Below are 13,499 nucleotides of genomic sequence, written 5' to 3' on the forward strand. Positions count from 1 at the left end.
CGGAACGGCCACACGAACCCCTCGGATGAATGCCACTTCCCTCCCCGCCGTTGAAGTTCCCAAGTCGCGCGACCACAAGGACGCGCGCAACGACCGGCTGTTCCGGTACGTCCTCACCGGCACCGTGATCTTCGTGCTCGTCGCGCTGGCCAGCGCGGCGCTGTCGATGCTCTGGGGCGGACGCCACGTGCTCGAAGCCGAAGGATTGCGCTTCTTCTTCAGCACCGAATGGAACCCCGTCGAGAACCGCTACGGCGCGCTGGTGCCCATCTACGGCACCGTCGTCACCGCGCTCATCGCGATGCTGATCGCGGTGCCGGTGAGTTTCGGCATCGCGTTCTTCCTCACCGAAGTCGCACCGCGCTGGGCACGCAGCCCGATCGGCACGGCGATCGAACTGCTCGCCGGCATTCCCTCGATCATCTACGGCATGTGGGGCCTGTTCGTGCTCGTGCCGGTGATGACCGAATACGTCACGCCGTGGCTCAACGACCACGTCGGCACGCTGCCGGTGATCGGCGCCCTGTTCCAGGGCCCGCCGCTGGGCATCGGCATGCTGACCGCCGGCATCGTGCTGGCGATCATGGTGATCCCGTTCATCTCGTCGGTGATGCGCGAGGTCTTCCTCACCGTGCCCACGCGCCTGAAGGAATCGGCGTACGCGCTGGGTTCGACCAAGTGGGAAGTGAGCTGGGACATCGTGCTGCCGTACACGCGCTCGGCGGTGATCGGCGGCATCTTCCTGGGCCTTGGCCGCGCGCTCGGCGAAACGATGGCGGTGGCCTTCGTGATCGGCAACAGCGTGAACTTCTCGGCGTCGCTGCTCGAACCGGGCACGACCATCGCCGCGCTGATCGCCAACGACTTCGGCGAGGCGACGGAAACCTACCGCTCCGCGCTGCTGCTGCTGGGCTTCGTGCTGTTCATCGTGACCTTCGTAGTGCTCGCGATCGCGCGCTTCATGCTGCTCAAGCTCGCCCGCAAGGAGGGCAACTGATGAGCGCTCCCACCGTTTCGGTGAAGACCGCGCACGACTTCAAGGTCGCCGACGCGCTCTATCGCCGCCGCCGCGTCATCAACGTCGTCTCGCTGGTGCTGGCCTGCGCGGCCGCCTTGTTCGGCCTGTTCTTCCTGGGCTGGATCCTGTGGACGCTGATCGCCAAGGGCATCGGCGGCATCAACTGGGCGCTGTTCACGCAGAACACGCCGCCGCCGATGCAGGAAGGCGGCCTGCTCAACGCCTTCTTCGGCAGCGCCGTGATGTGCGTCATCGCGATCCTGATCGGCACGCCGCTGGGCATCGCCGCGGGCACATGGCTCGCCGAATACGGCCACGCGCGCAAGTTCGGCACGGTGGTGCGCTTCGTCAACGACATCCTGCTGTCGGCGCCGTCGATCGTGCTGGGCCTGTTCGTGTACACGCTGGTGGTGATGCAGACCGGCGGCAACTTCTCGGCGCTGGCCGGTGCGATCGCGCTCGCCTTCATCGTGCTGCCGGTGGTGGTGCGCACGACCGACGAAATGCTGCGACTGGTGCCGGCGCAGATGCGCGAAGCCGCGCTGTCGCTGGGCGTGCCGCAGTGGAAGGTCATCATGCAGGTGCTCTACCGCAGCGCCTCGGCGGGCATCGTCACCGGCGTGCTGCTCGCGCTGGCCCGCATTTCCGGCGAAACCGCGCCGCTGCTGTTCACCGCCTTCGGCAACCAGTACTGGTCGACCAACGTGCTGCAGCCGATGGCCTCCGTGCCGGTGGTGATGAACCAGTTCGCCGGCAGTCCGTACGAATCGTGGCAGGTGCTGGCCTGGGCCGGCGCGCTGGTGCTCACCGTCTTCGTCCTCCTCATCAGCCTCATCGCGCGCGCCATCGTGCTGCGCAACCGGATCAGCCATGACTGACCTCTCCAACCTCTCGGGCCTTTCGGGCCGGAACACCGCCATGAACGACGCCCGCATCGCCCTTGCCACGCCCGAGCGCAAGACCGCCGCCGCCGCGCCGGTGAAGCTCGCCGCACGCGGCCTGAACTTCTACTACGACAAGTTCCATGCGCTGAAGGACATCAACCTGGAAATGCCGGAAAAGCGCGTCACCGCGCTGATCGGCCCCTCCGGTTGCGGCAAGTCCACGCTGCTGCGCATCTTCAACCGCATCTATGCGCTGTATCCGAAGCTGGAAGCGCGCGGCGAAGTGATCCTGGACGGCGAGAACATCCTGGATTCGCGCTATCCGATGAACCGCCTGCGCAGCAAGGTCGGCATGGTGTTCCAGAAGCCGGTGCCGTTCCCGATGACGATCTACGAGAACGTCGCCTACGGCATCCGCCACCACGAAAAGCTGTCCAAGGCCGAGATGGATTCGCGCGTCGAACACGCGCTGCGCCAGGGCGCGCTGTGGGACGAGGTGAAGGACAAGCTGGGCGCGAGCGCGCTCGGCCTGTCGGGCGGCCAGCAGCAGCGCCTGTGCATCGCGCGCGCCGTCGCGCTGCGCCCGGACGTGCTGCTGCTCGACGAGCCGACGTCGGCGCTCGACCCGATCTCCACCAGCCGCATCGAGCAGCTGGTCGAGGAGCTGAAGAAGGACTACACGATCGTCATCGTGACCCACAACATGCAGCAGGCTGCGCGCGTGTCGGACTTCACCGCCTTCATGTACCTGGGCGACCTGATCGAACACGGCACGACGGACACGATCTTCTCCAATCCTACGAAGCAGCAGACCGAGGATTACATCACCGGGCGGTTTGGGTGAGGCAGGCCGCTTGCGCGGCACTGCCGCGCGGCCTGCCGAACGACCGGCCATGGATGGCCGGGCGGGACGATCCGAAGCCGGTTGAGTTTCGCCACGGATGGCAGCAGCGCCTTGATAAGGGCATGACGCGGACACCACACACATGAGCACCCAGATGCACGACCACATCGTCAAGAGCTACGACGACGAGCAGCGCCGGCTGCTCAACGAGACCCTGCGCATGGGCGAGATGGCCGCCTCGCAGCTGGAGGCCGCGCTCGACGTGGTCCAGCGTCGCGACGACAAGGCCGCCGAACGCATCATCGCCAACGACGAGGCGATCGACGCCCTCGAAACCGAGGTCAGCCACGACGTCATGAAGCTCGCGCTGCGCGGGCCGATGGCGCGCGACCTGCGCGAGATCCTCGCCGCGATCCGCATCGCGTCCGACATCGAACGTGTCGGCGATTACGCGGCCAACGTGGCCAAGCGATCGCTCGCGCTGAACCTCTCGCCGCCGCTGCCGCACGTGAGCGGCCTGCACGCGATCGGCACGCTGGCGGTGCAGCAGGTGCGCGACGTGCTGGTGGCCTATCGCGACAACAACGTCGAACTTGCCCAGCGCGTGCGCGCCCGCGACGCGGACCTCGACGTCGCCTACACGGCGCTGTTCCGCGAATTGCTCACCTACATGATGGAAGACGCGCGCAGCATCACGCCGTGCACGCACCTTCTGTTCATGGCGAAGAACATCGAGCGCATCGGCGACCACGCCACCAACATCGCCGAGAACGTGTGGTTCCTCGTGCGCGGCGAGGAAGCCCTGCCCCCGCGCGAGAAGCGCGACGGCAGCTCGACGACGGCGGCGCCTTGAGCCTTCGTGATTCGTGATTCGTGATTCGTGATTAGCGATTGGCGATTGGCGACGCGATTCGTGGCTCGTGATGATTCGGGAAAGCGCTTCCCGAAGCCGTCATCCCGGCGAAAGCCGGGACCCAGGCCCGTAACGCACGGGCACGCACCGTGCGGTGAACCATCACCGCGTCACTCCAGCGAATGCTGCAATCCACCGGCCCTTCGCTGTTCCGCGCGATCAGGCGGCCTGACTGGCAGCGTGAATCGGATGACATGACAGCCTGGATCCCGGCCTTCGCCGGGATGACGGCTCCGGTTGCCGGACTGCACATCCGCGCAATCCACTCGCCGCACGCATCGCTCGCTTCGCCGATTTCATTGCCTCCTCCGCCATTGCGCCGCCACGCCCACGACTCATGGCCTATGCGCCGGCACCGTCGATTGCGCAAAGTTGCGTCTTCGATAGCATCCGCTCCGGAAAACGGTTTCGCGCATGCTGCGCCGCATCAAGCGCGACGCTGTTCACCGCACGCTAGCTAACGCCCTGTCATCGTTCCCAGGCCTGAAAACCGGGCCATCTCCGCGGGTTCCCCCGCATCGCGCACAGGAGTTCTCCCATGTCCAGCAAGACCAGCAAGACCGTCGTCCTCGTCGCCGGCGCCGCCCTGGCCGGTGGTATTGCGCTCTCGGGGTCGGCGTTCGCCATGACCGACCTTGCGTCCGGCTACATGGTCAGCGCCGGCGAAGGCGCGAAGGCCGGCGAAGGCAAGTGCGGCGTCGAGAAGATGGACACCGACAAGGACGGCAAGGTGTCGCAGGCCGAGTTCGGCGCGGCGCACAACGGCGACACCAGCAAGTTCGCCACGCACGACGCGAACAAGGACGGCTTCCTTTCCGCCGACGAACTGAAGGCGAAGAAGGGCGACAAGATGGAAGGCAAGTGCGGCGAAGGCAAGTGCGGCGGCATGGCCTAAGTGCGAGTCCCTCGCAACAGCCCGCACATCCATGTGCGGACTCTTCACGAAGAGCGCCGCACGTTGATCGGAAATGAATAAACCGCCTGACCACTCGGTCGGACTCGGACTGCGGCGGGCCCTGCTGGGCCCGCTGCGGAACGCCGCCGCGGGCGATTTCGATTTCCTCGAATGCGCGCCCGAAAACTGGATCGGCGTCGGCGGAAAACTCGGCGAAGCGCTTGACGAACTCAGCGCCCGCCACACGCTGACGTGCCACGGCCTCTCGCTCTCGCTCGGCGGTTTCGCGCCGCTGGACGAAACCTTTCTCGCGCGCGTGCGTCGCTTCCTCGATCGCCACCACGTCGCGCTCTACAGCGAACACCTGAGCTACTGCGCCGACGACGGCCAGCTCTACGACCTGCTGCCGCTGCCGTTCACCGACGAGGCCGTGCGCCACGTCGCCGCACGCATTCGCCAGACGCAGGACATCGTCGGCCGCCGCATCGCGGTGGAGAACGTGTCCTACTACGCGACCATGCCGGTGGATGGCGACCAGCAGGCGCTCGACGAAGCTGCCTTCACCAACGCGGTATTGGACGAGGCCGATTGCGACCTGCTGCTGGACGTCAACAACGTCTACGTCAACGCGATCAACCATCGCTACGATCCCCTCGCCTTCCTCGACGCGATGCCCGCGCATCGCATCGCCTGCTATCACGTCGCCGGCCACTTCGATGAAGCCGACGACCTCAAGGTCGATACGCACGGCGCCGCGGTGAAGGACGCCGTGTGGTCGCTGCTCGGCGAGGCGTATCGCCGCTTCGGCGCGCGCCCGACGCTGCTGGAGCGCGACTTCAATATTCCGCCCTACGCCGAACTGCTCGGCGAACTGGACACCGTGCGTCGCGTCATGCGCGAACACGCGGCCGCACCGAACGCGCATGCCCACGCCTGACGCACCGCCGCGCCTGCGCGCGCAGCAACTCGCCCTCACCCGCCACCTGCGCGATCCGCAAGCCACGGCCGCGCCCGATGGCGTGGAAGACCGGCGCATCGCGATCTATCGCGACCTGGTGTTCAACAATGTCGAAAGCCTGCTTGCCGGCAATTTCCCGGTGCTGAAGCAGGTGCTCGGCGATGCCGACTGGCGCGCGCTCGTGCGCGATTTCTTCCGCGTGCATCGGGCGCAGACGCCGCTGTTCCCCGAACTCGGCCGAGAATTCCTGCGTTTCCTCGACGCACGCGATGACGCATCACCGACGCTGCCGCCCTTCGCCGGCGAACTCGCACATTACGAATGGGTCGAACTGGCGTTGCAGATCAGCGACGCGGAGCTGCCCGCATTCGATGCGAACGGCGATCTGCTCGACGGCGTCCCGGTGCTGTCGCCACTCGCCTGGCCGCTGGCGTACGCGTGGCCGGTGCACCGGATCGGCCCCGATCATCGCCCCGATGCTCCGCCGGTCGAACCGACCTTGCTGCTGGTGCGCCGCGGGCCCGACGGTGAGGTGCGGTTCTCGCAGCTGAGCCCGCTGGCGTTCCGGCTGCTGCAGCGACTGGATGAATCGCCGTCGCTGACCGGGCGCGCGCAGCTGGAGGCATTGGCGGTCGAGGCTGGGCATGCGGATGTGGACGCCTTCGTGGCGCAGGGCCGTGCGTTGTTCGAGCAGATGCGCAGCGTCGGGGTCGTCCCGGGAACGCTTCCGTAGCTGTCATCCCCGCGAAGGCGGGGATCCAGCAGCCCGCCGCATCACCCTTCCGTCGAGCGTGATGCATGCGCAGTTGGATTCCCGCCTTCGCGGAAATGACGGCAAAGGCGACAGCGCCGCAAACGCCGAGCCCGCCACCCAGCCACATTTGACCCGTCTGCTAACCTTTCGGCCATGCAGAACGCCGACGCACCCGCCCCGCCCGCCCGACTTTGCACCCGTTTCCGCGGCTTCCTGCCGGTGGTGGTGGACGTGGAAACCGGTGGCTTCGACTGGAACCGCCATGCGCTGCTCGAGATCGCCGTGGCGCCGATCGACCTGGACGAGAACGGGCTGCTGGTCGTCGGAGAGATCACCAGCAGCCACGTCGTGCCCGCGCCGGGGCTGGACATCGATCCCAAGTCGCTGGAAGTCACCGGCATCGACATCGACCATCCGTTCCGCGACGCGAAGACCGAGCGCGTCGCGCTGGAAACCGTCTTTGCGCCAGTGCGCGCCGCGCTGAAGAAGCACGGCTGCCAGCGCGCGATCCTCGTCGGTCACAACGCGCATTTCGACCTGAACTTCCTCAACGCGGCGGTCGCGCGCAGCGGCCACAAGCGCAATCCGTTCCATCCCTTCAGCGTGTTCGACACGGTGAGCCTGGCCGGCGTCGCGTACGGGCAGACGGTGCTCGCGCGTGCGGTGCAGGCGGCCGGATTGTCGTGGAACAGCGAGGAGCAGCATTCGGCCGTGTACGACACCGAACGCACGGCACAGTTGTTCTGCCGCATCGTCAACGCGTGGCCTTCGCCCGTGCCGCCGGTGGTGGCGCCGTGAGCGACACGCGCACGCCGATGCAGCGCATGCTCGCCGGCGAGCTGTACCGCGCCGACGATGCGGAGATCCAGGCGGCGCAAGCCGCCACGCGCGAATGGCTCGTTCGCTACAACGCCGCACTGGGCATGACGCCGGCGCAACGCCACGCCTTGCTCGCCGAGCGACTGGGCGCCGCGGGCGAAGGCAGCGAGATCCGACCGCCCTTCCATTGCGACTACGGCTTCAACGTGCATCTGGGCCGCGGCGTGTTCCTCAATTTCGACTGCGTGATCCTCGACGTGGTGCGCGTGGAGATCGGCGACGGCACGCAGATCGGTCCCGCGGTGCAGATCTACACGGCCGACCACCCGCGCGATCCTTCGCAGCGCCGCGAAGGCTGGGAATTCGGCAAGCCCGTGCGCATCGGCCGCAACGTGTGGATCGGCGGCGGCGCGATCGTGCTGCCCGGCGTGACCATCGGCGACGACGCGCTGATCGGCGCGGGCAGCGTGGTCACGCGCGACGTGCCGGCGGGCGCGACGGTGGCGGGCAATCCGGCGCGCATCGTTTCGAAGGGCGCTGCCGTCCGATAGCGGCCGCGCGGTCCGGCCGGATCGCCGCATTGTCCCGTTCGATGCAACGCGCTGTGGACGCGCCGGGGTGTTCCCGCCGTGCGCGCAGATGTCGACAATCTCCTTCCGCTGTCGCACGGCACCGGCAAGCGTCGGTCTGATCGGCGCTTAAAACCGTTTTAAAGAAGCGCTGCTGGAATGCTCCATCGCAGCCGGCGCATCGCGGCCACACGCGCGTCGATGCGATCCTTCCGCTCCTTTCCGACGGCCTGTCGCGTGTCCACGACCGCACGGGCCGTCGCCAGCCTGGATGCCCCCATGAACCGTTCCGGATGGCTGTTGCCGGCCTTCCTGCTGTCCGCCTTCGCAAGCGCCGCGCACGCGAGCGGCCGCGCCGATTGCACCAGCGGCCCCACCCGGCTGCCGCCGATCGTCAACCTGCGCGTCGACAACGACCTGCTCGGTGGGCAGGACCAGGGCTACAGCAACGGCGTGCAGCTCACGCTGGTGTCGCCGAACCTGCGCGACTACACCGACGATCCATGCATCCCTCGCCTCGCCCGCTGGGTGAATCGCCATCTGGAAGCGCTGCAACCGGAGACGTTCGAGCAGCAGAACATGATCGCGACGTTCTCGCAGGGCATTTTCACGCCGACCGATTTCAGCCGCGCCGATCTGATCGAGGACGACCGCCCGTACGCGGCCGCGCTGCTCGTCGGGCTGGGCTACAACGCGCGCGAAGGCGATGCCTTGCGCACGACGCAGCTGCAGTTCGGCGTGGTCGGCCCCGCGGCGCTGGGCCAGGAAGCACAGGACGCCGTCCACGGCATCACCGGCAGCGAGAAATTCCGCGGCTGGGACAACCAGTTGGAGAACGAACCGGTTTTCCGCATCGTGCATGAGCGCATGCGCCGGTTCTCGCCGAACGACGGCGCGCGCGGCTGGGGCTGGGATGCGATCGCGCACTACGGCGGCAGCTTCGGCAACCTCGCCACGTACGCGAATGCGGGTGCGGAGCTGCGTTTCGGCCGCAACCTGCCCGACGATTTCGGCAGCACGCCGCTGCGTCCGGCCGGCGAGAACACCGCGCCGACGCGCGAACCGCAAAGCCAGTACACGCCCGGCGCGCACCTGTTCCTGACGATGGACACGCGCTGGGTCCTGTGGGACATCACGCTGGACGGCAACGCCTTCCGCGACAGCCACAGCGTCGACAAGCGCCACGCCGTGGCCAATGTCGGCTACGGCGTGGCGGTGATGTTCAATCGGTGGAAGTTCGCGCTCGCGCGCTACCACGGCACGCGCGAGTTCGACGGGCAACAGGAAACCCCGGTGTTCGGAAGCTTCACGATCAGCCGGGCGTTCTGATCCGTGCCGTCGTCCCCGCGCAATATGGGGATGAGGTTACGGCGAAGCCAGCTTCAACCCCACCAGCCCGGCGACGATCAGTCCCACGCTGACCAGGCGCAGCGCATTGACTGGCTCGTTGAACAGCACGATGCCAAGGATCACGGTGCCGACGGCGCCGACACCCACCCAGATCGCATAGGCGGTGCCCACCGGCAACGACTTCATCGCGATGCCGAGCAGGCCGAGGCTGATCGCCATCGCGGCGACGGTGCCGACGGTCGGCCAAAGCTTCGTGAAACCGTCGGTGTATTTGAGGCCGATCGCCCAGCCCACTTCGAACAGGCCGGCGAGTACGAGGATGATCCAGGGCATGACAGTCTCCAGTCGGGTGGGGCCGTCCCCGGGTGCGAATGGAGCGGCGGGGTCGTCCCCGCTTCCTGGATCGGGATTATTCCACAGGGCTTCGCGCGCGGCCCTCACGCGGCGGCACGCGTTTACAGCCGGGTTACACGTGCGCGTTGCCGCATGCGCGTGCGCGATTAAAGCCGCGCTTCCGGCGGATTGGCGTCCACGCAGATGATGTTGCGGCCCTGGTTCTTCGCGCGGTACATCGCCGCATCCGCCCGTTCGAGCAGGCGGGCGGGCGTATCGTCGAAGCGGCACTGCGCGATGCCGACGCTGAAGGTGACGCGCAGGCCGTCGACGCCCGCCCACGACGCGTGCGTCTCGAAGGCGTGCTGCATGCGCTCGCAGATGGCGATCGCCTCCTCCAGCGAGGTATCCGGCAACAGCAGCGCGAACTCCTCGCCGCCCAGCCGTGCGAGCAGGTCCGCCGCGCGGCTGCCGGCCGCGAACACCAGCGCCGCCTCGCGGAGCACGGCGTCGCCGACGGCGTGCGAGTGCGTGTCGTTGATGCGCTTGAAGTGATCCAGGTCGATCAACGCCAGGCACAACGGATGGCCAGCGCGCTGCGCCACGGCCATGTCGCGCTTGAGGATCTCGTCGAAACGGCGGCGGTTCGGCAGGCCGGTGAGTGCGTCCTCGCGCGCCTGTCGCTCGTACGCGACGGCCTGCCTGCGCACGCGTTCGAGCAGTTGCGCGCGCTCGCGATCGGCCGCGAGCAGGCGCTCGGCCTGGGCCTGCAGATCGCGCGTGCGCTCGTTGACCAGCCGCGCGAGGCGAACGTTCTTGGTGCGATAGCGATGCACGAGGTAGCGATACAGCGCCCACAGGACCAGCAGCAACAGCAACGCGGCGGCGGCACGCGTGTCGGTACGCTGCCACCACATCGGCTTGATCGTGAACGACCACGTCGCCGTGTCGGTGGTCCATGGGCCGCCCGGATGCGCGGCGGCGACCTGCAGCACGTAATCGCCCGGCGGCAGGCCCATGTATTCGACGGTGCGCTGGCGATCGCGTTCGACCCAGTCGTGGTCGAGGCCGATCAACCGCGTGCGATAGCGGATGCGATCGGAAATCACGTAACTGAGGCCGACGTACGACACGCCGATGCGCTTGCCGCCCGGGAGCGAGGCGCGCGAATCGAACGGCACGTCGCGGCCGTCGAGTGCAACGCGCTCGATCACCGTCGGCGGCGGGCGGCGATCGACATAGCGTTGCAGCCGCACGGGATCCACCGATGCAACGCCCGCGGCGGTGGCGATCCACACGCTCCCGTCGCGACGCAGGATCGCCGACGGCGACGAACTGCCGTTGGCCTGCGCGCTCGGCAGGCCGTCGGCTTCGGTGTAGCGCTCGTTTGGCAGCGGCGTGGCGCTGCCGTCGGCCGCGGTATCGAGCGCGTCCTTGCGGATGCGCAGCACGCCGCGGTTGCTGGTCACCCAGACGTTGCCGACGCGATCGGGCACGAACTGGAATACCGCGTCGACCGGCAGGCCCTGTTCGAGTCCGACGCGCGCGAGCCGACCGTCGCGATAGCGGTACAGGCCGCGGTCGGTCGCGATCCACACGTCGCCGTGGACGCTGCGGAAGCCGAACACCGAACGCGCCCCGCTGGCGCTGAGGTCGATGCGCTCGACCTTGTCGCCGCGCAGCACGTGCGCGCCTTCGACCGAGCCGATCCACAGCGCGCCGTCGATGCTCGCCAGCGACGTGATGAGGCCCTGCGGCAGGCCCGCCGCCGTGGGCGCGTGCGCGCCGTCCGCGTCCAGCTTCACCACGCCGCGTCGTGTGCCCGCCCACACCCCGCCCGCGTCGTCGACGGCGATCGCGCGGACGTGCCCGCTCGGCACGCCTTCGCCCTGCGCGTAACGACGCTGCAGGCGGCCGTCGCGCATGCGGTACACGCCATCGGCATAGGTGCCGACCCACAGGTCGCCATCGGCGCCCTGCGCGATGCTCAGCACTGACGGGGCGTCGCTGCCGCTTTCCGCATGGACGATATCGACGTGGTGGATGCGGCCGTCGGCGCCCAACCGGTCGAGGCCGCCACCGCCGCCGATCCACAGGTCGCCGTCGCGGTCTTCCAGGATCGCGCGGACGTATTCGCCCGACACGCCGCCACGTCGCGTGATCGCGCTGAAGAGCGTTTCGCGCAGGCGGAACAGGCCGCCGTTCGCGCCGATCCAGATGTTGCCTTCGGCGTCTTCCAGCAGGCTGGCGATGCGGCCGTTCGGCAGCACGTCGCCGGCCGGCAGCCGCTCCACGCCGTGCGAGCCGATGCGCACCAGGCCATGGTTCTCGGTGCCCAGCCACAGGTCGCCGTTGCGGTCGCGCAGCATCGCGGTGAAATGACCGAGGCCCGGCACCTGCTTCACCAGCGCCACGTCCTTGCCGAGCAGCCGGTAGACGCCGTCACCTGCCACCAGCCACATGGAGCCGTCGGCGGCGCGATACGGCCAGGCCAGCCCCGGCGGCAGCTTCCAGCGGGCCGGTGCGCGCTCCCAGCGGCCGTCTGGCTGGCGGATCACCAGCCCGTCCATCGTGCCGACCCAGATGCGTTCCTCGGCATCGATGGCGACGCGCGGGAAGCTCGCGGGCAGCGGAATCCCCGCCGGCGGCGGAAAGTATTCGAACCGATCGTCGCGATCCAGGCGCCCCATGCCGTGGTTCTCGAACAGCAGCCACAGGCGGCCGCGATCGTCCATCGCCATGTCGTGGATGAGCGCCTGCGGCCAGTCGGCGGTGCGTTCCCAGAAACGCCACTGGCCGTCGGGCTGCAGTCGCCCGAGGTTGCCGCGCGAGTCGCTGAGCCACAGCCGGCCCGCCGGGTCGACGTACAGCGCACCGATGCCGTTGTCGCGAAGGGCCGGCGTGGTGCCGCGACCGATCACGGTGAAATCGATGCCGTTGTAGCGGACCGCGCCTTCCCAGGTGGCGAACCACAGGTGCCCTTCGGGTGTCTGCGCGATGTCGCGCAGCGAGTTGTGCGGCAGGCCGTTGCGCGTGGTCCATGCATCGACCACGTAATCGCGCAGCGGCGGTGGTCCGAGTGCCGAGGACGTGCCCGGCGACGGCGACGCGAACGCCATCGCCACGGCCGGGAGCCACGACGCGCAAAAGGCGAGCCATCGCCGCCAACCGCGGCGCCCTCCCCGTGTTTGCGTAGCCCCCATCGCGACCCCGAATCCAGTACCCGCAGGCGTTATCGGCCCCGTTCGCCCACGCTCAACCCCGCTGGCGCACCGCTTCGAACAGCGTCACGCCGGCGGCCACCGACACGTTGAGGCTTTCGACGCTGTCGCCGCCGGGCATCGGAATGCGCACCAGTTGGTCGCAGTTCTCGCGCGTGAGGCGGCGAAGGCCGTCGGCCTCGCCGCCGAGCACCAGCCCGACGTTCCCCTTCAGGTCCAGCGCATACAGCGAGGTGTCCGCTTCGCCGGCCAGGCCGTAGAGCCACACGCCGAGCTTCTGCAGATCGCGCATCGTGCGGGCCAGGTTGGTCACCGGAATGACGGCGACGCTGTCGGCCGCACCGGCGGAGGTCTTGCGGACGGTCGCATTGACCTGCACCGACTTGTCCTTCGGGATGATCACCGCCGTCGCGCCGGCCGCGGCCGCGCTGCGCAGGCATGCGCCGAGGTTGTGCGGGTCCTGCACGCCGTCGAGGATCAACAGCAGTGCGCGGCCTTCGGCACCTTCGACGAGGCTTTCCAGCTCGTTCTCGTTCCACGTCTTCGCCGCCGCATAGCGCGCGACCACGCCCTGGTGGCGCAGGTTGCCGACCACGCCGTCCAGCGCCTGCGTCGCCACGCGGCGCACGTCGATGTCGAGGCGGCGCGCATTGCTCTCGATCTCGGTGATGCGCGGGTTCTTCGCGCCGGCCTCGATCAGCACCTCGCGCACGTGTTCGGCATCGTGTTCGAGCGCCGCCGACACGGCGTTGATGCCGGCGATCCATTGTTTCTGGCTCATGGGAATTCCAGGGAACGGGGCGCAATAGGCGCCCGAAAGCCGTTATCGTCGTGCGCGCGCGGGCACAGGTCCAGTGTTTTGTGCGGCAGGTCGCGGATCGGCCCTTTCTGAACGGGTTTCGCCCGATCAGGCAAGGCGCAGGGCGCGGGGCCATGCGAGG

Annotated in this window: 13 protein-coding genes; 10 read left to right on the top strand and 3 right to left on the bottom strand. The window is 68.2% G+C overall.

Translation table 11 applies throughout. The features are described 5' to 3' along the window. The first annotated feature begins 25 nt into the window (after window positions 1–25). The 10 genes from pstC to DX912_RS02260 all read left to right on the top strand — a co-directional run bounded on the left by pstC (window position 26) and on the right by DX912_RS02260 (window position 8,983). Window positions 26–997 carry a phosphate ABC transporter permease subunit PstC gene (gene pstC / locus DX912_RS02215; RefSeq protein WP_115840802.1) on the top strand — a complete coding sequence of 324 codons (972 nt, stop codon included), beginning with the start codon at window positions 26–28 and terminating at the stop codon, window positions 995–997. Beyond that, a complete protein-coding gene (gene pstA / locus DX912_RS02220; RefSeq protein ID WP_115840803.1) occupies window positions 997–1,896 on the top strand; it encodes a phosphate ABC transporter permease PstA in 900 nt (299 codons plus the stop codon). The genes pstC and pstA overlap by 1 nt, the downstream gene beginning before the upstream one ends. Before the next feature lie 40 nt (window positions 1,897–1,936). Continuing rightward, entirely contained in the window at window positions 1,937–2,746 is an 810-nt protein-coding gene (gene pstB, locus DX912_RS02225; protein WP_115841034.1) for a phosphate ABC transporter ATP-binding protein PstB, read from the top strand. A gap of 142 nt (window positions 2,747–2,888) precedes the next feature. After that, complete coding sequence (phoU, locus tag DX912_RS02230) at window positions 2,889–3,599, top strand: phosphate signaling complex protein PhoU (RefSeq protein WP_115840804.1); 711 nt, start codon at window positions 2,889–2,891, stop codon at window positions 3,597–3,599. A 598-nt stretch (window positions 3,600–4,197) separates the two neighbouring features. Further along, entirely contained in the window at window positions 4,198–4,554 is a 357-nt protein-coding gene (locus DX912_RS02235; RefSeq protein ID WP_115840805.1) for an EF-hand domain-containing protein, read from the top strand. Between the two features lie 73 nt (window positions 4,555–4,627). Then, on the top strand, window positions 4,628–5,491 hold the full coding sequence (locus DX912_RS02240) for an HvfB family MNIO-type RiPP peptide maturase (protein WP_115840806.1): 864 nt from the start codon (window positions 4,628–4,630) through the stop codon (window positions 5,489–5,491). Beyond that, window positions 5,478–6,245: an HvfC family RiPP maturation protein gene (locus tag DX912_RS02245; protein WP_115840807.1), complete on the top strand. Its 768-nt coding sequence runs from the start codon at window positions 5,478–5,480 to the stop codon at window positions 6,243–6,245. Before DX912_RS02240 ends, DX912_RS02245 begins: the two co-directional genes overlap by 14 nt. A 174-nt stretch (window positions 6,246–6,419) precedes the next feature. Next, entirely contained in the window at window positions 6,420–7,064 is a 645-nt protein-coding gene (gene rnt, locus DX912_RS02250) for a ribonuclease T (RefSeq protein ID WP_115840808.1), read from the top strand. A 17-nt stretch (window positions 7,065–7,081) separates the two neighbouring features. Beyond that, window positions 7,082–7,636, top strand: a complete 555-nt coding sequence (locus DX912_RS02255; RefSeq protein WP_115841035.1) for a sugar O-acetyltransferase — start codon at window positions 7,082–7,084, stop codon at window positions 7,634–7,636. 297 nt (window positions 7,637–7,933) lie between these two features. Next, entirely contained in the window at window positions 7,934–8,983 is a 1,050-nt protein-coding gene (locus DX912_RS02260) for a lipid A deacylase LpxR family protein (protein ID WP_115840809.1), read from the top strand. Window positions 8,984–9,019: 36 nt separating this feature from the next. Here the strand turns inward: DX912_RS02260 and sugE are convergent, their stop codons facing one another. The 3 genes from sugE to rlmB all read right to left on the bottom strand — a co-directional run bounded on the left by sugE (window position 9,020) and on the right by rlmB (window position 13,339). Next, window positions 9,020–9,337 (bottom strand): quaternary ammonium compound efflux SMR transporter SugE, encoded by a 318-nt coding sequence (gene sugE / locus DX912_RS02265; RefSeq protein WP_115840810.1) that lies wholly within the window; start codon window positions 9,335–9,337, stop codon window positions 9,020–9,022. A 167-nt stretch (window positions 9,338–9,504) separates the two neighbouring features. Next, window positions 9,505–12,456 carry a ligand-binding sensor domain-containing diguanylate cyclase gene (locus DX912_RS02270; protein ID WP_181902673.1) on the bottom strand — a complete coding sequence of 984 codons (2,952 nt, stop codon included), beginning with the start codon at window positions 12,454–12,456 and terminating at the stop codon, window positions 9,505–9,507. Between the two features lie 136 nt (window positions 12,457–12,592). Beyond that, window positions 12,593–13,339 carry a 23S rRNA (guanosine(2251)-2'-O)-methyltransferase RlmB gene (gene rlmB, locus DX912_RS02275; RefSeq protein ID WP_115840812.1) on the bottom strand — a complete coding sequence of 249 codons (747 nt, stop codon included), beginning with the start codon at window positions 13,337–13,339 and terminating at the stop codon, window positions 12,593–12,595. Window positions 13,340–13,499 lie beyond the last annotated feature (160 nt).

It is taken from the genome of Lysobacter soli (assembly GCF_003382285.1).
In the GTDB taxonomy this organism is placed as follows: Bacteria; Pseudomonadota; Gammaproteobacteria; order Xanthomonadales; family Xanthomonadaceae; genus Lysobacter_J; species Lysobacter_J soli.